General features: G+C 41.7%; 16 protein-coding genes and 1 tRNA gene. 10 read left to right on the forward strand and 7 right to left on the reverse strand.

Annotated elements, in window-relative coordinates; translation table 11 throughout:
- The first annotated feature begins 402 nt into the window (after positions 1 to 402).
- From OJ16_RS15055 to OJ16_RS15065, 3 genes are all read left to right on the forward strand, one after another.
- On the forward strand, positions 403 to 1,347 hold the full coding sequence (locus tag OJ16_RS15055) for a hypothetical protein (RefSeq protein WP_052810370.1): 945 nt from the start codon (positions 403 to 405) through the stop codon (positions 1,345 to 1,347).
- A gap of 215 nt (positions 1,348 to 1,562) precedes the next feature.
- Entirely contained in the window at positions 1,563 to 1,760 is a 198-nt protein-coding gene (locus OJ16_RS15060) for an MbcA/ParS/Xre antitoxin family protein (RefSeq protein WP_040992067.1), read from the forward strand.
- Between the two features lie 669 nt (positions 1,761 to 2,429).
- Positions 2,430 to 3,431 (forward strand): coiled-coil domain-containing protein, encoded by a 1,002-nt coding sequence (locus OJ16_RS15065; RefSeq protein ID WP_040992068.1) that lies wholly within the window; start codon positions 2,430 to 2,432, stop codon positions 3,429 to 3,431.
- A 259-nt stretch (positions 3,432 to 3,690) separates the two neighbouring features.
- On the opposite strand, the gene OJ16_RS15070 is transcribed toward OJ16_RS15065, so the two are convergent.
- Positions 3,691 to 4,821 (reverse strand): DEAD/DEAH box helicase family protein, encoded by a 1,131-nt coding sequence (locus OJ16_RS15070; RefSeq protein WP_040992069.1) that lies wholly within the window; start codon positions 4,819 to 4,821, stop codon positions 3,691 to 3,693.
- A complete protein-coding gene (locus OJ16_RS15075) occupies positions 4,814 to 6,466 on the reverse strand; it encodes an ATP-dependent nuclease (RefSeq protein WP_040992070.1) in 1,653 nt (550 codons plus the stop codon). The genes OJ16_RS15070 and OJ16_RS15075 overlap by 8 nt, the downstream gene beginning before the upstream one ends.
- Before the next feature lie 447 nt (positions 6,467 to 6,913).
- Between OJ16_RS15075 and OJ16_RS15080 the strand changes: the two genes are divergently transcribed.
- Both OJ16_RS15080 and OJ16_RS15085 read left to right on the forward strand, forming a co-directional pair.
- On the forward strand, positions 6,914 to 7,303 hold the full coding sequence (locus OJ16_RS15080; protein ID WP_040992071.1) for a LexA family protein: 390 nt from the start codon (positions 6,914 to 6,916) through the stop codon (positions 7,301 to 7,303).
- On the forward strand, positions 7,300 to 8,568 hold the full coding sequence (locus OJ16_RS15085) for a Y-family DNA polymerase (protein WP_040992072.1): 1,269 nt from the start codon (positions 7,300 to 7,302) through the stop codon (positions 8,566 to 8,568). Before OJ16_RS15080 ends, OJ16_RS15085 begins: the two co-directional genes overlap by 4 nt.
- 297 nt (positions 8,569 to 8,865) lie before the next feature.
- Here OJ16_RS15085 and OJ16_RS15090 read toward each other — a convergent pair whose 3' ends face one another.
- Positions 8,866 to 9,573, reverse strand: coding sequence for a hypothetical protein (locus tag OJ16_RS15090; RefSeq protein WP_040992073.1), 708 nt, complete (start codon positions 9,571 to 9,573; stop codon positions 8,866 to 8,868).
- 745 nt (positions 9,574 to 10,318) lie between these two features.
- On the opposite strand from OJ16_RS15090, the gene OJ16_RS15095 reads away from it, so the two are divergent.
- Positions 10,319 to 10,807 carry a hypothetical protein gene (locus OJ16_RS15095; protein ID WP_040992074.1) on the forward strand — a complete coding sequence of 163 codons (489 nt, stop codon included), beginning with the start codon at positions 10,319 to 10,321 and terminating at the stop codon, positions 10,805 to 10,807.
- A gap of 183 nt (positions 10,808 to 10,990) precedes the next feature.
- Here OJ16_RS15095 and OJ16_RS15100 read toward each other — a convergent pair whose 3' ends face one another.
- The 3 genes from OJ16_RS15100 to OJ16_RS15110 form a co-directional block, all read right to left on the reverse strand.
- Positions 10,991 to 11,374 carry a hypothetical protein gene (locus tag OJ16_RS15100; protein ID WP_040992075.1) on the reverse strand — a complete coding sequence of 128 codons (384 nt, stop codon included), beginning with the start codon at positions 11,372 to 11,374 and terminating at the stop codon, positions 10,991 to 10,993.
- Entirely contained in the window at positions 11,367 to 12,668 is a 1,302-nt protein-coding gene (locus OJ16_RS15105; RefSeq protein ID WP_040992076.1) for a tyrosine-type recombinase/integrase, read from the reverse strand. The genes OJ16_RS15100 and OJ16_RS15105 overlap by 8 nt, the downstream gene beginning before the upstream one ends.
- A gap of 87 nt (positions 12,669 to 12,755) precedes the next feature.
- Positions 12,756 to 12,846: transfer RNA gene (locus OJ16_RS15110), tRNA-Ser, on the reverse strand.
- Between the two features lie 314 nt (positions 12,847 to 13,160).
- On the opposite strand from OJ16_RS15110, the gene OJ16_RS15115 reads away from it, so the two are divergent.
- The 3 genes from OJ16_RS15115 (at position 13,161) to OJ16_RS15125 (ending at position 16,975) form a co-directional block, all read left to right on the forward strand.
- Positions 13,161 to 13,838 (forward strand): MaoC family dehydratase, encoded by a 678-nt coding sequence (locus OJ16_RS15115; protein WP_040992077.1) that lies wholly within the window; start codon positions 13,161 to 13,163, stop codon positions 13,836 to 13,838.
- 424 nt (positions 13,839 to 14,262) lie between these two features.
- On the forward strand, positions 14,263 to 15,348 hold the full coding sequence (locus tag OJ16_RS15120) for an anaerobic sulfatase maturase (RefSeq protein WP_040992078.1): 1,086 nt from the start codon (positions 14,263 to 14,265) through the stop codon (positions 15,346 to 15,348).
- 127 nt (positions 15,349 to 15,475) lie between these two features.
- A complete protein-coding gene (locus OJ16_RS15125) occupies positions 15,476 to 16,975 on the forward strand; it encodes a sulfatase family protein (protein ID WP_040992079.1) in 1,500 nt (499 codons plus the stop codon).
- 93 nt (positions 16,976 to 17,068) lie between these two features.
- On the opposite strand, the gene OJ16_RS15130 is transcribed toward OJ16_RS15125, so the two are convergent.
- Complete coding sequence (locus tag OJ16_RS15130) at positions 17,069 to 17,884, reverse strand: phosphate ABC transporter substrate-binding protein (protein ID WP_040992080.1); 816 nt, start codon at positions 17,882 to 17,884, stop codon at positions 17,069 to 17,071.
- A gap of 180 nt (positions 17,885 to 18,064) precedes the next feature.
- Here OJ16_RS15130 and OJ16_RS15135 point away from each other — a divergent pair, with 180 nt between their 5' ends.
- Positions 18,065 to 18,415: a DUF3024 domain-containing protein gene (locus OJ16_RS15135; RefSeq protein WP_040992081.1), complete on the forward strand. Its 351-nt coding sequence runs from the start codon at positions 18,065 to 18,067 to the stop codon at positions 18,413 to 18,415.
- Positions 18,416 to 18,430 lie beyond the last annotated feature (15 nt).

Below are 18,430 nucleotides of genomic sequence, written 5' to 3' on the forward strand. Positions count from 1 at the left end.
CGGGACCAAGTCTTTCTTTTTGCTTTCCATTACTAAAAGTATTACAAAAATCATTCATCGAGAGCGACTCTTTCATTAAGAACAACTCACTTTGGGGCAAAAGTTAGTCACCACGGGCGAACCCACCACACTTATTCATGGCAAAACGAAAGCAAGATCTGCCCTATTCAAAAACCACATTTCTCTACGACCAACCGTGATAACAACGACGGCTGCCTGCTAGAATCAGAACCATTGAGTGACCATTCTTTAAAAATTGCTAAAACCTAACACTACAAAACTAAGTTAAGTCATGGGTTTATAGTGATCTCAGTTTCAATACCCATCGTTGTATGCCTACCGTTAGATCTGCTAAGTTAAGAACCGTGATTTCTGATAGATAACAATCAAATGGATTTAGTCATGTTAAAAACAACCAACATTCTAGAAGCAGTTCGAGAGCGTGACATAGACTTATTGCTTATCGAAGAATTGCACACCAATAAGCTTTTCAATCAATGGTTTTTGGCCTCAATTCTTGGTTCATCAGAAAACTTCGAATTTAAGGGAGCATGGCACTCAATCGTTAGTTACCACGGTGAGTCGGATATCATCGTTTTATATGAGGCTACTGACGGAACAGCGCTAAGTCTGCTCATCGAAAACAAGATTGATGCGACTCCTCAGCAAAACCAAGCCGAACGTTACAATCAACGGGGAGAAGAAGGGCTAGCCAATGGTGAGTGGCATAGCTATAAAACATGCATTGTCGCGCCAGCGCAATATCTTCATTCAAACCAAGAGAAGTACCAATACGAGTTGTCGTATGAATGCATCATGGAGCATTTGTTGAGCCTAGAGAACGTAAGGTCAACGTATAAGGGCAATATCATCTTGGCTGCAATCGAACAGCAAAGACGTGGCTTTCAAAAATCAGTGAACCAACAAGTAACTGAATTTGGTATTGAATATACTGCCTATCTCCAAGAAAACTACCCATTCTTGAATGTCGACGTATACGAGCATGATCGAGCCAAAGGAACAGATTGGTTTTACTTCAAACCATACTCAAATAAGGCCATAACGCTAGAGCATCAACTGAGTAACGGACGAATAGTCCTGCGCTTTACAGATGATCGCCTCATCAATAATCCACAAATCATCACAGCGTTCATCAATAACTGCTCTATCGAAGGACTTGAATACAAACCTGCCATTCGAAGTGTAGGCATAGCTATGCCTACTCCTAAAATCCTGCCCGATGCTGATTCATTTAGCGGTAGTTTAAACAGTATCAATCAGACACTAAATGGCCTTATTACCCTGTATCACATCGGAGAAGACCCACTTTGGACTGAATTCGATTAGTCACTAAACACCTCCTCCTGCCATAAATTTCAGGCGCTTGTTAAGCATGTTTCGACGCTCATAGAAAATATAGAGGCACATCGAAGATATGAAAACGATTGATCTGTAATGTATCGTTGATCTATCAAATCGATTTAACCATGGCATTCCCGAAGCCCTATTCTGCTGCATCTGGCGAATAACATGGTTTTGCTTGCTTATAGGAGACAACAGAAATGAATGAACAGTTAGATGCTGAAATTAAGTCGCGCCTGATGGCCATTTTTAATGATGAAGCGTTATGCGATGAGTGGCTAAGCAATAGTAAAAAACCACTAGGTGGTGTAAGCCCTTTAGAGGCACTAAAAAGCGCGGATGGAAAAGTAAAAGTCCTCGAAATGATAGCTAGAATTGAAACAGGAGATTTCTCTTAGTACGCACTCACCTTCACCAAGCAATACCATCATATCGCTGTCAGAAAATCACCTTTCTTAAGTCCATTATAATGTCCTTATAACCATCGCCAGGGGCTTACACCGTTATAAGTCCTTAATAATGGACTTATAACACCCCTACAGAATCAAACTTCATCAAAATACTTCGGGCTTATTTGGTCTAGAGAAAGCTAAGCTAATGATCGTTAAGCTAACGAACGTTAGCCTAATGAACGTTAAGCTAACAACCATTAGACTAATGAGTATTAGCTTAGCTGTATTTCCTAGAGAAACAGCCCATCCATTTGTGAATAAGATCTCAATTTTAGTCACTAGAAAAAAGCGCTATTTCCCCTACTAGCTTACCCAAAAAAACCAGTAAAACCGAAATCCACACAGTTGAAAAACAACCGTTAATTTGAAATGTCTTTTGTTTTCACTATAGATAAAGTTCATTTTAAGTAATTAATTTTATTAAACTTTCTTAAAAAAACACCATTTGACGAACATCACCAAACCATCGTACTTTTCCTGTGAAGACGCAGCAAAGTTAGTTTGTTACGAACTAACTAACTAACTAACTAACTAACTAACTAACTAACTAACTAACTAACTAACTAACGTTCCCAATACACTTCACTACTTATAACGAGAACAAAGGTGATCAAGATGGCTAGGCCAAAATCATATACAGAAGAAGAGTTAATCAATGTCGTTAATGACTTTCTAAACAGAGGTATAGAACCGAAAGGCTGGCGTGTACGAGAAGTACTACTCAAAGGCAAAACAACCTCATTCGATAACGACATAAAGCGTCTTACGGAAATGGGAATACTCCCCGCTTTCGTGAAATATCCTGATGCAATCCAAACTCTACCCAGCACCATCGCAGCTGACCCTGCACCTTTGCCTCTAGAGATTCAGGAAGCTTATAAACTGTCAGAGGCCGCACTAGCAAAATCGATGTTTGAGCTTATTGTTCGACTCAATGAAATTACAAACGCCCATCATGAACAATTGACTCGAACAAGGCTTCAAGGAGCGCTCAATGAGAAAGAACAAGCGATAGAAGCTCGAACCATTGCCGAAACACTCACAATAGCGACAGAGGAGCGCGTACGCGCTCAGGTTTCAATTAATGAAAGCCTTGAACAACAAAATTATGAACTTGTAGATAGGCATTTGGAACTGGAACAGGCTAACTCTGACCAAACACAGAAATTGAAGCTGTTGGAAATTGATTTCAATGAACTCAAAACTAAGCTGGATGACTCTCTGCGCTTGATCAACGAGTTAACCACCCAAAATGCGGTATTAATGAATGAGCAAACCGTTTTGACGACTCAGTTAGAAGAAAGGCGCTTAGAACTTGAGAAATTGGAACTCAAGAATTTCGATCTTGATAATGCGTTGGATACCACGAAAGAACAGCTCGTAATATCCACCACCCGTTCTGAAAGTGCCAACAAAGCGCTGGAGAAAGCAGAACAAACGATTAAGACATTAACCAGTGATCTTTCGGAATCGAGAACTAACACTGAAGTGTTAAAAGAAAAGAGCTTTCACCTTGAGAGGGAAAATGAACGCCTAAATGGATTAGGTGTAAACGCTCATGGAAACATCAAGCAAGACCATGGTGATACTGCCGTACCAACACCTAAATGTTCGTGAAATAGACATGTGGTCATTTTCATGAACATGGAACTGATCTAATGTTCATGAGAGTAAGTTACAAAAATAGACCGCTCACAGACATGAAAGTGAATAAGCTAACTCACATCTGCCTCAAAGTACTTTAGATAAAATTATCAGTAGGATCGACAAAACAAAATAGCCGTAGATTTATTTATGCTAGTAAAGGTCTGCATTTAAAAGTCCGATTTTCCGAGTGAAGCGTTTATCACTGGTGATGATTCTTCATCGCCATATATTAGTTGGTTGGTTGCCAAAGCATACCTTTGAAGTGGTCTTCTTCAACAATAAACGCGACGCTGTACCGTGCCCTAGTTATAGCTACATATAGCTTGTTTTGACTTGTTGCTGTTGCACTTGCTCCAAACGGCTTTGCGTGTCCTTTAAGGAATTTGATAAATGGCTCGGTTGGGTGAATAAGCACATGCTCTGTTGTTTTTCCTTTAGATTCTCCAAATGTCATTAAGTTGTCGTACTTATCGAGCATTTTCCCTGAATTTGCAGAGTGCCTTAGTATCAATGGGTTATGCTGTTTGATGTATAGATCAATATTCTTAGGCGCTACGTAATGTATACCAGTGTGGGAAACATTTTTGGGTGTTTCAACTTTGGATACTGTCGCAGTATAGCCTTCACCCGCATGTACAGTGTCTGCAAAAGCACAAACAGAAGCGACTGACCGCCTACAATTATTCATTTCTTCAATCTCAAACCCCATTTTGACGTACTCAACTCGCTTCTCTGCACTAGAAGCTGGCTTTTTCGGCTTTGAGGATGTGTGGTAGATGGTTTGTCTAAAGTCTCCCAAAGCATGAATCTCAAGCTCTTTTGATTTAGTGAGCAGTTTAATTAGGTCAAAGTCCCAACCTGCAAAGTCTTGAGTTTCATCTAAGTAAATGCGGCCATAGATAGCTCCAATACGCTCAGATATGTCTACTTTAGATGTTTTGATTATTCGACATGCTAGTTTCGCGATGAATTCAGTATGAGCTTGATTTTTTGATGTTAAGTAGTGTTTTGGATTGTATAGCGCACCAACCTTCTCTCCTCTACCCAAAATATTGCGACCTTCTCTCATGTGGGGGTTGTTACTGTTTAGATAGATACCATCTATGCGTTTAGAGAATATGCATTGTTGATAAGGTCTAATAACATCCTCTAGAATGAATGAGTACCAGCCTTTTACAACGAATAGTTCATTGTGCCGTCCTCCAAGTTCTTCAAACTTCTTAAGCAATTCATTTTGATTGCTTCGAGTATAGGTAATAATCAGTACCTTAGTTCCTGCTTCAGTGAGCGCGATTGATTCCTCGACTATTTGTGTAGTCTTGCCTGCTCCTGCGCATGCTATAAATAATTTCTTAGTCAAACTTCAAAGCCTCCACGAGATACTCAGGGTATTGAATGTCCTCTTGACTGTCGAAAATGCGGATGGCTGAATCTACTTTCTTAGAGCCATTGTTTTTATCTCCGTTTTCACCGACATAAACTGCAATAAAAAATTCTTTTTGTTTATCTAAGTTGTCTATCTTATCTAGTTGATTGAATGTAATAGTCGACAAAGCGATTTTTGCGAATCTTTTTAGTGTGTCCTCATCCTTGGAGGACGCTTCAATTAGTGATGGCTCAAGAGACTTAAGTTCGTCATTATTTTCGGAGAAAAAAGCTATGTTGGGGTATTGGTAATTTTCAGCATATTTAGTGATATTTTTTTCATAAGAGCCGTCATTATCTTTGACCACATTTACTCTGGTTCCAATATGTTTGGCGATTTCCAAGTAGTGTTTAAAACCAATGCCACGAACAACAATGATATCGATTCCATCTTCTTCTGGTAATTTACCGTTATCTTGTAAGTATTTCTTTTTCAATAGCAATTCATCAGAAGGGCCTTCGACAAGAATAACCTTTTTTGATAGCACTACCCTTAGAGTGTCGTATCCTGGCAAGCGTTGCAGAGTTTTGGCTGTAGTAGAGTCAATGTCTTTGAGCATCAAATAATTATCAGCAATCAAACATAGGTTGTTGAGACTGAGCTTATTTAGAACATAAGAACTGTGAGTTGTAATGAAGACTTGGTTGGCACTATTATCTGAAATGAACTTGATCAATGCACTCAGGTTTGTATGAGAGAGGTGATTTTCAGGTTCCTCTACTGTTATGAAGTTAACATTTCCACCTTTATTTAGGAGAGCTAGTTTAATTTGAATCTTGTTTTGTTCGCCTTTACCTGTATGAATAAATGAAATGTCGTCTACAGCAAGTTGGAGACCTGACTCCACTGTACTTGAATTAGTATCTGCAATTATTGATAGATTTTGCTCTGTTACTTGATTGGTTGCATCAAGGTTGTTATTTATATCTTGTATTTGTTTCTGTTGTTCAAATGAGTGTTTCAACTGACGGTAGTTTAAGTTTAATAATGCCTGCTGCTCTTTTGATAGAGAGGAATTGATGATATTCGATAGGTACTGTGTCTTGCCATAAGTAGGATGAAGTCTCGTTGGATCTATGAATAAACCTTTAACCTTTCGATTTAGAAACTTAATCGGTTCCCAAGCGAAACTAAACCATTCGACTTTGTAGAATTCTGTTGGGACGCTATCAATTGATGCTGCATTTTTGAGGAACTCGTCATACGTGCTGGTCAAGTCATCATCGAAGCATATCTTGATGTAAATTCCTTCCTCTTCTTTATTTTGTGAGTTGTTCTTGCCTCTATATTCTGGACAATCGGAAATGTACATTTCGATAAGAATTTCAGGCAGTGTTTGCTTGGATTTGTTGCCAGCAAGGTATGTCTTGACTGCATTACCATTGAAGAGGTGAGGCGATAGTGATGAATTTATTGATTTGCCTCTGTAGTTGGAGCTAGAAACAAGTTCTAGTGCTTCAAGGATGGTGGTTTTCCCTGAATCATTATCGCCAACTAGGATGTTTACTTTCTCGTTAAAATCGAAGACACCTGTTTCTATCTTCTTGAAGTTTTTGACTGTCAGTTTTTTGATATACAAGAGGAATACCCATATTAAATTACATGCTTATCAAATGAATATACTCTAATTCTAAACCAAAAAAGATGATGCAAAGCATACCATTAGGGTTGTTTTCAGTGAAAAGGCCGACTTGCACGAAAGTGTTTCAAATGTCTTGTGCTTGGATGTATCTATTATATTAAGCACAACGTCTCAGCTTATCTGAAGTAGGAAGACCTCACGAATTCTTACCTGCTTTCCATACAAACGACTAAGGGTTCAACTTACCTCTACTAATCTCAGTTCAACGGGCTAGAACATAAACTCTATCTCGTTTATGTCCAATTCTAAGCTTCAGTATTGTTGATGGTCTTGTATTGCTGACGATCTTGGTGAATTTTACCGCTATCAATCTCGATTAGCTTGACAGTATATGATGATTCGCGATAATTGCTGTGTATAAAAACAGTATTCATTGGAATTTTCATGTCACTTGTCAGCGCCAGTGCGGGGATCAGTCAATTTGAAAGTCCTGCCGCAGAATATAAAGCCTTAAAATCACTAAGTTTAGACGACCTCATTGTTGGTGAGCGTAAGTCTTCGACCTACTTTGTACGCGCACAGGGTGACAGTATGACGGGAGTCGGGATCTATGATGGCGATTTGTTAGTGATAGACCGCGCCTGCATACCGCGCCATGGTGATGTAGTGGTTGCTACCCATGATGGGCTTTTCGTGGTTAAGCTTTTAGATTTACACCAGAAACGCTTGATCAGTGCTAATGAAGAATATGCTCCCGTTGCCATTAACTCAGCCTCACTGATTGAGGGAGTAGTTGTACAGTCTATTCGTTGCCACCGCCCTATAACCTCATGATTTTTCTATGTGATGTTCACTCTATGTACTGCTCAGTTGAGGCGGTATTTCGTCCAGACCTACGTGATAAACCCATTGTTGTATTGAGCAATGGTGATGGAATGATCGTTGCGTCCAATAAGAAAGCCAAAGCCGTAGGTGTTAAAAAGTTTGCTCCATATTTTCAACAAAAAGCTTTGCTTGAAGCGGCTGGTGTGGCGGTGTTTAGTTCAAACTATGAGCTTTATGCAGACATGTCTAACAGACTGCATTGCACGCTTGAAGACTCACAGATCTTCACACACTACCATCGCTACAGTATCGATGAAGCTTTTGCTGCCGTTGATAACGTCTCACTTAGTGATGATGAATGGATAGCCACAGCAAGGCAGATTCGTCGCCTGGCATGGACGAATACCCGACTGCCTATTGGTTGCGGGCTTGGAAGAACGTTTACTCTAGCTAAGGTGGCTAGCCACGTTGGAAAAACCTTTGAAGGTTACCGTGGTATTGCACTATTAACGCCAAAGAATGAAAGCCAAATATTACAGCAGTTTCCTGTAGATGAAGTCTGGGGTGTTGGGCGTCGAACCGCAGCAATGCTGATGGATAAGGGGATCAGAACAGCGGCAGAATTAGCGCAGATGCCTCTAAAGCTTGCCAAACAAGCTGGTTCAGTAAATTTAGAGCGGATTGTTCGTGAGCTTAATGGCGAGCTGGTTTATAACTTCCGTAGTTTTCCCGATATCCAAAGCAAGCAAGAAATAGGGGCAAGTTTAAGCCTCACAGTGCGGGCAGAAACGTATGATGAGCTTCATCAAGCACTCAGTGCCCGAGTAGCAGTAGCTGCGGTTAAAATGCGTAAAGCAGGACTTGGCACTCGGTGTGTGCAATTTCATGTCTCCTCAGGTCAGCATGCCGTGAAGTCTTTTTCTCGCAGTGAAACAGTTAGATTCGTAACAGCCATTGATGACACGCGATTGCTGACGCAAGCGATGACAGAGGCACTGAACAATGGTTTATTTCGGGAAGGAGAACGTTACTACAAAATAGGTTGCCGCTGCCTTGAACTGTGTGACATGCAACAGGCTCAAGGAGACATGTTTGCCCCACAGCAAGACACCCGCCTGATGACTGCAATGGATATCATTAATAGCCATGCAGGTAAGCGTATCGTGCGTTTGGGATCTGAAGGTTTTGACGCAAAGGCAAAGATGACTCAAGACCGACTTTCCCCTGCTTACCTAACAAAATGGGCTGAGCTACCAACAGTACATTGTCAGTAGAGGGAAACAACGTTGCTCTGATAGATGCTTTAGGGCTTGGTTGTAACAACATTTTGCCCCATTTCCACTTAGATCAAATACTCATACACATTCTAGTAATACGATTTTACCTTACCAAAAGTTATCTGAATTCAGCACATCTAGAAATTATGTATCACTGAGCAGCTCAACTTCTCAAACAACCAATAACCTTTTGAATGAATGTGTAAAATCTCGAGCGTTAAGAGAATAAAACATGCATTATCTCCTGTTGTTCTCTATAAAGTATAACGATGGCTCCCTAACAAGAATAGAGTCTTAACTTTCAACCGAATATGTCTTGTAGTTCAAACTGCTGCTACCAATCACCCAGTACCTGTGCAGTCGTTCTGACAAATCACGATGAATAGAGTTAGCCAAGAAGCCTTTGTCCTCTACTTTAGAAATCAAACTAGTGCTTTGCAGAAATCCGATAGCGCCATCAATAGCATCCAGACTTACGCCTGTCTTTTTGGCTATAGTTCCCCGACTAAGATCGACGTAAGTTTTACTATTGCTTCGGCTAGCAAGTATGTACAAAAAGCATTTTAGAGCATCACGTTCATGAGAATACCTATTGAGAAAAGCTTTCATTGCTGGGATTTCTTCCTCATTTTTAACAAGCGCTCTTTTTGGTAGCTTGCACCATCCTCGGTAGGCTACCTGAGTAAAAGTATAAGTTTTCGTTCGAACACCAGAGGATGATAACAACCCTGTTATATGTAACTTCTTTAAGCCTCTAGATACCAAAGAACGGCTAAGTGAACACATACCTGTTAGCTGATCATATGTTGCCCTGATTTCCAAAACATCATGCACCGAACTACCACTCGAACGGTTAACTTGCTTGGCAAGAATACACAGCACAATGAACAACTTCAAAGCAGCGATATCATCACTAACACTCCTACCACCACTAAAGGACTCTCTTAGTATTCCCTCTGAAATCCATTTCGAGGGCATTTTAGACCAGAGCATTAAAGTCATTTCATTACCGCCATAAAATCGTTGATGAACACAATCAAGTCACTACCTAATAAGGCTAACACTAGAATGAGGGTCGTTATCTGAGGTTGTATTTTAGCGACCCTCTCCAAACTACTTAAAAACAGCTCTAACATCACTACCTCCTGAAAACTATCAAATACGTAGAACATAAGTGCTTTTTACATGAAGCATTGCTGTCTTTAAATATCTCTTCGCATAATCTTTCTAGAAAATAGGCAAGAGGAATAACCCTTAAACTACTGATAAAAAACAGTTATTTAAAATAAAAAAATCTCCCATTAGTTCATGACAATACCCTATTAGTTCATGGAGAAGTACGACAAAAGAGCTTTCATCTAACTATTTCCTATATCCAAGCTGTTGAAGTAGATTTTCAGGAACAAAATATAGACAACCTGAATAGCCACCAAATCAGTAGACACTCGTTAATGGTGTGGACAGAAGCGCCTTAAGATAGCTAGCCTGCTCTATTCTGCGTAGAGAAAATATTGCCATACCTCAATTTATCCGCTAACGACTAATTTAACAAATGCTGTAACTCGGAAATGTCCAATAACGATTCAGAACGGCAACTCACAATGTGTGATCACCAAGTGATTTGCCACTCAGTTCGCAGAAGCATAAGTTTAACTTATTGATTATTTGCGCTAGCGCGACCTCATTTTTTACTTCATTTACTGTTATTGTCAGGGTGAAACAACTCTAGTTAGCCGAGGAGAATGCCGTGAAGATCCTATTTTTCGACCCCCACTCACTTATATACTCAAGTGCGTACCTTAGCCGACATGATAAAGTACGAGAGGCGTTTAAATCACAAAAACCATTTAGCACAAGTGACCACTTTTTAAGACATGTCAAGCCAGATCGTGCGGGAGCCCAGAAACTAGCACGCGCAGCGACAGAAGCAGGTCTCTTACTTTACCCAACGGGTGACCACTACACTAGAGATCTGCTCATCAAACACAATGTGTTTACAGATAACCAATTAGCTCCGTATAAGCATTTAATGCTGCGCCCTGATGACAATGACCCTTACAGACGCATGTTCGCACACGCTCAAGCACTAGAAGTTGATGAGTGGTATGTCTGCGGTGAGATGGCATTGGATGAGCGCTTAAAATCGTTTCCAGGCCGTAATCTGGTCAGTACATTCGGTGAGGGTGTGAGTGACGACTTGATATCACAGATAAGAGCTCTCCACCACCAACACTAGACACTAGACACTAGACACTACTTTGTAGCTAATCGAATACTATGAAGTAGCAGAGCTTATCTGAAATTTTCCAGTGTCCTGAAATGCCTGACAAAGTTTTGTCATTTCTGAGCTAGCAGGTAGAGAGTGAGCACTGTGAACACCAATAAGAGCGCCGTAAACGGCGCTCAGGTGTCAATCACCTTACTCAAGCCGCACGGATATCGCCCATGCTATTCCTTGGGTCGCAATGCTGATATCCATGCCATGGCTTTGTACAAAATCAATCAACTGCAAAAGCTTTTCTTCCCTTTCGATCTCTTGAGAAAGCACACCATAGCCGAGCATCTCTTTGAATCCGTAGAATGAATCCACAACAGCGTAGAGCTGATTCACATGTTGGATGTAATTCGCCACCGTTAAATCACCATTTCGCTTTAATGCCGTCTTTAGACGGTAAACAAGCCTGATGGCTTCAAGGCTAATGCCGCATGCAACTAGATTCGAGAAGTCATAATTTTGGGTGAACTCAGCATCGTCTAGAGCACTTAATACAGACTTCAATTCAAAATGAGCGAGCTTACGCATGGCTATCTCCTCCAGCTAATTTAGGAAAGGTATTTACGGCATCATAGAGCTTCTGCAAGTCAGTATTCTTACCATAACGGCCATAGGTAATGTTGGGATGAGCATGACCGACGATTTCCGACACAACGTGCTCAGCAACCTCAGCCATTTTTAACTCATCGATAAACGTATGGCGGAATGAATAAGCGGTTGGGCGCTCCTGAGGCTTCATACCTATATCCGTTTGTATCTTCCCTAAATGCGTCCTGTAACGGAAAGACCAGTCATGGTTCTTACCGTGCGGTTTATAGTCGAATAGTTGCTTCAAGCGCTTATGGCTGCGTTCTTCGACATATTCAATAAACCCTGATTGAATCAAAGATTGATGAATGGGCACTAAACGGTAAGCGTTCTTGGTTTTAAGTCGCTGCTTCTCATTTGAATCAGAACAGGTGATGCAATAGATCCCATTTACTTTCTTGATGTCTGCTGTCGATAGCTGGCACGCTTCTGCGGGCCTTAAGCCGTGATAGATCTGTAATCTCGTTACCCAATCAAATTGCTTATCCCTGCTACAATACTCACTTGACGTTAGTAGCTTAGTGAGTTCATCCAGAGTCCATCGCGAGCGTTGTTCTGACGCTTTAGTGGCCTTTGATTTAGGCGTTTTGATCGATTGAAAGGGATTGCTGGTAATCGTTTCTCGCTGTACACACCAAGTAAAAAACTGCCTTAGCGCCGCAAGGTAGTCTTTGATCGTTTTCGAACCCAGCCCACGGCTTAACAGGCTATCTCGATAAGCCATAGCGGTTTTGGCTGTCGCAGGTAACTTGCGCTTTCTGATGAAGTAAATGAAGTCGGTGCAACGTTGCTTCAATTGCGTAACCGACAGATGCGTAATGCTCTCTAGGTTTTTCGATTGAATGAACTCATCCAACTCGTTGGCAAAGAATTTAGAATCCTTGGAAGGATTGTCAGTTGCAACCTGAATAGGCGCTGGTGGAGGGGTATCAGCAACAACATCATGCTGACAAGGCTGATTGCTGACTTGAGCATAAAACTCTTCACGTACACGTTTAATCAAAACCAGCAAAATAGCTTTGAACGTTTTGTAAGGCATGTACTGATTGAGTGCTCTATCGAACAGAGAGCAGATAGCGCTGGCTAAACGAGTATTACGCTTAATCGCTTCACGGCGCGTTTTGGTCAGCAAAGAGAAGCGAACTTCCTTTGGATAGTCATGGGAGTTTTGTAGAAAAACAGGGGTGGCAATACGTGTGTAGTACACGCCAGAAGCCAGTTTTATCAAATACATATGTATCACCTATTTGTGTTAGGTGACTTTTCTATGCTTCAGATACGGAAAAAGCCTTTGGAATCAAAGGCTTTTTCTAGGAATTAGTGGCGGAGAGATAGGGATTTGAACCCTAGGTGGGCTATAAACCCACGCCGGTTTTCAAGACCGGTGCTTTAAACCACTCAGCCATCTCTCCGTTGGGACGCATATTAGTTATTGCTGTGGTTCTTGTAAAGCGATAATTTACAATCTGTTGTTCAAGTGCTTATAAAGCATCCAACGCCATATTTTCTCATGTAGGGCAGAAAGCGAAAATAGGCGTTAAAACTAAAGTAAAGGCTCTAAAAAGGCATTACATAATAAAATAACGTTTTATTGATATCATCATGATTTATATGGATTTATAGCAACTGAGTGCACGTTTGTACGCCCAAAAAAGATTGCAGATAAGTGTGAACTGCTTCAAAATTAGTTAATTAGCCTAGCCTATAGTCTGTTTCTGAGGTTTTTATGAAAGTCGCTGACTTGTTTAAACATCGTAGTGAGTCAAACTCAAAGCACAATTCTGAGTTTATGCAATGGATGTCCCCTGCTGTACGTGAGTACTGGGGTGAGTTCATGCACAAAGCGAATAATCGCCATCTATTTACCCGTTTGCGTGATTTACAGCAACCGGCTGTGAATGATGAGCCTCCTCAGCCAAAACCGATTGAGCTTAAGGCCGACGCGCAAGTTTTGTTTGATGAGCTAAAAACAAAGATCGATACCGTAATCCATACCGGTGAATGGATTGATGTCTCTCAAGAACGCATCAATCAATTTGGCCAGATAACGGAAGACATGCAATGGATCCATACTGATCCTGAGCGTGCAGCAACAGAATCGCCATTTAAGACGACGATTGCTCATGGCTTTTTAACGCTCGCGTTATTACCTAAAATGACCGATAGCGTTGATCCTGAAAAGAACTTGTTCCCTACCGCGAAAATGGTGGTGAACTTAGGTCTAAACCAAGTTCGTTTTCCTTATCCTGTTAAAGCGGGAAATCGTATCCGCGCTGTCAGCACTCTTTCTAAAGTCACTCCGATTAAGAAAGGCTTAGAAGTAGAGCGTGAAATCAAAGTTGAAATCGAAGGCATTCGCCGCCCTGGCGCTGTTGTCGTTTCTGTGATTCAGTTACATTTCTAATGTGTGTAGAAAAGGCCATTTATATGGCCTTTTTGCTTCCTCTTCTCTCCCTCTCCTTTTGTTTATTTCTCGCCGATACAATACGCATCGATACACACCAACACGCACCTATACGCACCTATACGCACCGCGGTAACACTCAATACTCACTGTTTTATTACAAGCCGCCACAAATAATTACCCTTACTTATATTCGGTAAACAAACCGTGTTTTCACCAAAAAAGCAATCGATTGCTTACTCAGTTTTAAACATCTCATTTTAAACTTAGAGACTTATATTTCGTTTACCGCTATAACGTTGCGCAACAAGTGATAGAGATATCAATTACTATCAATTCAATTTGTTACGATTAATATTCGTTATTACTCTGTGATGGATTGAACACACATTTATCGATAAATGTACAGCAGCAGGGATTATATATGGCTCTATCCGCATTCACCGTTATGGCGAAGCCCGTCAGCGACAAATGTAATCTGAAATGTGAATATTGCTTTTACCTTGGTACCGCTGACGCGCTTAACAGCAAGCCAACAGAATGTATGAGTGATGAGACTCTTGAGCGTTTTATTCGTCAATACATTAGCGAGTCCCCGACGCCACAAGTGAGTTTCGTATGGCAAGGTGGTGAGCCCACGCTCGCGGGGTTGGCATTTTTTGAAAAAGCGGTGGCGCTGCAAAAGCAATTCGCCAATGGAAAACAGATCACTAACTCGATTCAAACCAATGGGATTGCCATCAACAGAGCGTGGTCGCAGTTCTTCAAACAGCATCAGTTTCTCGTTGGTCTCTCTCTCGATGGAACACAATCTGCGCATGATAAGTACCGAATCACGCTTTCAGGTGGCGATACGTTTAGCAAAGTAAAACAGACGGTCGCTTTATTTAACGAGTTGCAAGTGGAATACAATATCCTCTGCACGGTGAATAGCGCAAACTGGAACAAAGGTAAGTCGGTTTATAACAACCTAAAAGCCATCGGGGCGCGTTATATTCAATTTATCCCTGTCGTGTCGTTTAATAAAGGCAAACCTTTACCATTTAATGTGCCGGAAAAGGGCTTTGGTACCTTTTTAAGCGATGTGTTTAAGGAGTGGATAAGAGCCGATATTGGGTACATGTTTGTCATGAACTTTGAAAGTGCCCTCTCTTCTTATGCCAACGGGCATGCGTTGATTTGTTTTCACAATAAAGCGTGCGGTGCGCCACTAGTGATCGAATCAAATGGCGATCTCTATTCATGCGATCACTTTGTCGAAGATAAGTACCGCTTGGCGAACATACACTCTGCCACTATCGAATCGGCAATCGAGAGTGATCAGCATCGCCAATTCTTAGCCTTACGCAGCACCAATCACTGTAAAAAGTGTGAGTTCCTTGAGATGTGTAATGGCGGATGCCCAAATCACAATAAGGCCAATGGCGAAAATTATTTGTGTGCGTCTTATAAGTCATTTTTCAAAAGTACTCAAAATGACATGCGCTATATCGTCAACAACATCCTGTAATCTTTAGACTTTTCTGTTTGTAACGCTTTCTATTTACGCTGATTTTTCAGCGTAAAACCAACCAAATATGCAAACGTTGTCGTTTGTGTATTTGGTCAATAATGATGTCAACTAGGAATAAAATGACATGAAAAAAACTGTTCTTGCTAGTCTTATCGCAATGACTGCGATGTCGAGTAATGCCCTTGCTGCTGATACGAATACCACCAACAACGCGGCTAAGCCTAACGTTGTGATCTTTTATGTTGATGACCTAGGGTATGGCGATTTAGCGTCATACGGCCATCAAATCGTTAAAACACCGCATATCGATAAACTGGCGGCGGAAGGGGTCAAGTTTACCCAGTATTACTCACCAGCTCCGCTTTGTTCTCCTTCTCGCGCTGGTATGTTAACGGGCCGAACGCCTTACCGTACTGGTATCCGTTCATGGATCCCAGACAGCCAAAATGTCCATATCGGTTGGGGTGAGCGTACGCTTGCTCACATGCTGCAAGACGAGGGCTACAACACTGCGTTAATGGGTAAAGTACACCTTAACGGCGGAAGCCACATGACGGAGCATCCACAAGCCAAAGATCTTGGCTTTGATTATTCGTTTGCTATGTATGCAGGTTGGCAAAAAAACAAGAAGGTTGAGACACCAAATGCCGATGGCAGCCTTCGTCACGGTAAAATCTACCCAGACAACTTTATTCGCAATGGCAAAGCTGTGGGTGAAACCAATGACTACGCTGGCGGTATTGTGGCGGATGAATCCATTCAATGGCTAGACACGCTTAATAAAGAAGACCCGTTCTTCTTGTACGTGCCGTTCCCAGAGGTGCACACGCCGATTGCATCGCCACAAAAATATCTTGATATGTACTCAGACTACATCACCGATTTTGCGAAAAAGAACCCTGATTTGTATCACTGGGATTGGAAAGGCCAGCCATACCGCGGCCAAGGTGAATACTACGCCAATATCTCTTACATGGATGAGCAAGTGGGTCGCATCGTAAGCAAGCTGAAAGAAATCGGTGAGTACGATAATACGATTATCATGTTCTCTTCTGATAACGGCCCAGTGACACGTGAAGCTCGTAAAACGTGGGAGCTGAATATGGCAGGCGAAACCGGCGGTTTACGTGGCCGTAAAGACAACTTATTTGAAGGCGGCATTCGCGTACCTCTTATCATGAAAGGCGCTGGTATTACCGCTAACAGCCAATCGCATGAGCCTGTTTACGGCCTAGATATTGTCCCTACTCTATCTGAAATGGTGGGCTTTGAATTACCGACTGATCGCGTAATCGATGGTGTGTCGTTCACTTCTGCCTTTAAAGAAGGTGGTGAAGTGACACGTACTAAGCCAATGATTTGGACCATTGATATGCCATATCAAGATGATCCAATCAACGAGTACGCCGTGCGTATTGATGATTACAAACTGATTCTTGACCGTGATGGTAATGCAAAATACCTATTCAATATCGAATTGGATCCGTACGAAGTTGAAAACTTAGTCGGCAAAGCGGACTTCAAAGCGAAAGTGGAAGAACTCAGCTCAGCGTACAAAGCTTACCGCGCTGAGATTGAGCAAGATGATATTTTGCTTCACCACTATGCAAAACCAAAGGCTTAAGTAGGCGTTAAGTCTTTCATTTTGGTCATTTAACAAAAAAGGAGAGCATTCAAGCTCTCCTTTTTATTGATCATGTGATATTGACCTGGCGGTCTATTTCACCGGTGTGTAACCGTATTCTGCAATCTGTTGTTTGGCTTCTTTGCTTGCCAGATAAGTCACAAATGACTGCGTTTGTGGATCAATCTTCTCCGTGATGTAAAACACCAAGAAAGGACGCGCAAGCTCGTAAGTGTGATCAGCGACGTTTTTATTGGTTGGATCGATACCTTCAAATTGGATGGCTTTCACTGAGCGGTCAACCGATCCCATCGAAACAAAACCAATCGCTTGTGAATTGTGGTTCACCAACGTCTTCACCATGCTGTTGCTATTAACCACCAAGTTATCCGGGTTAACATCCGAAACCAGATGACCATTCTTCACCTTATTCAAACCTAATAGGCTTTCAAAGCTGTATTGTGAGCCTGACGACGCTTCACGTGTGACAACAGCAATCGTTTGATCGTCTCCCCCTAACTGTTTCCAGTTCGTAATCTTGCCTTTATAGACATCATAGAGTTGCTCTCTGGTGATGTTATTAACGCGATTCGACTGGTTCACGATAACGGCTAGACCATCTAAGGCGATACTGGTCACCGTTAGTGTTTCATCTTGTTCAATATTGGTTAGGTAACGCGAGCTCATACCCAGATCTGCCACTCCGCTTTTGACGAGCGTGACGCCGGCAGTTGAGCCGATACCTTGGACAGCAATAAACGAATCGGGATGACTTTGATTAAAGCGTTCAGCCAGTACATCCATAATTCGAGCCACTGACGTAGAGCCTGAAATGTTAATTTCGCTCGCGTGCGCAGAAAAGGTGACCGCAGACATTGAAATAAGCGCAGCTAACACAACTCGGACCATAGTATTCTCCATAAAATAGCGCTGTCCCAATACGATTATCGTGATAACACCGACAGCAAGTGATTACCTGCTTAGGATATGTCGCTTTGATGACAATTTTGTGAAAGACAAAGCAGACCTATGCATGAGTAAGCCATACTATAAGGAATTCAATATTATTTGAGCCGCTTCGGAGCAACGATGAGTCTGGTCAGTTTATTGCAAAAACAAGTGGAAACACGGGCAGAAACTATCTGTCATCACCGTAACCAGAACATGCCCACCGCCCTTGGCGGGAAGGCGGATTTTGAATCGATCGTTAATGGGGTTATTTTCTTCAATCAACACTATCTACTTGATTCGTCTCACTGTGATTACACATCAGCCATCGCTAAAGTGTGCTGGGATGATGAGCAACAAGCGTGGCTGTTATTTATGATTGATGAACAGTACGATGATGATTGGCAACCCTATCCTTACCTATCACAAAGCCAAGATCTCACTGCGATTATGCGTGAGATCGATAAAGATCCTAAAAATCTATTCTGGTGATCTCTAACTCATAGA

This window comes from Vibrio renipiscarius, assembly GCF_000827885.1.
Lineage (GTDB): Bacteria > Pseudomonadota > Gammaproteobacteria > Enterobacterales > Vibrionaceae > Vibrio > Vibrio renipiscarius.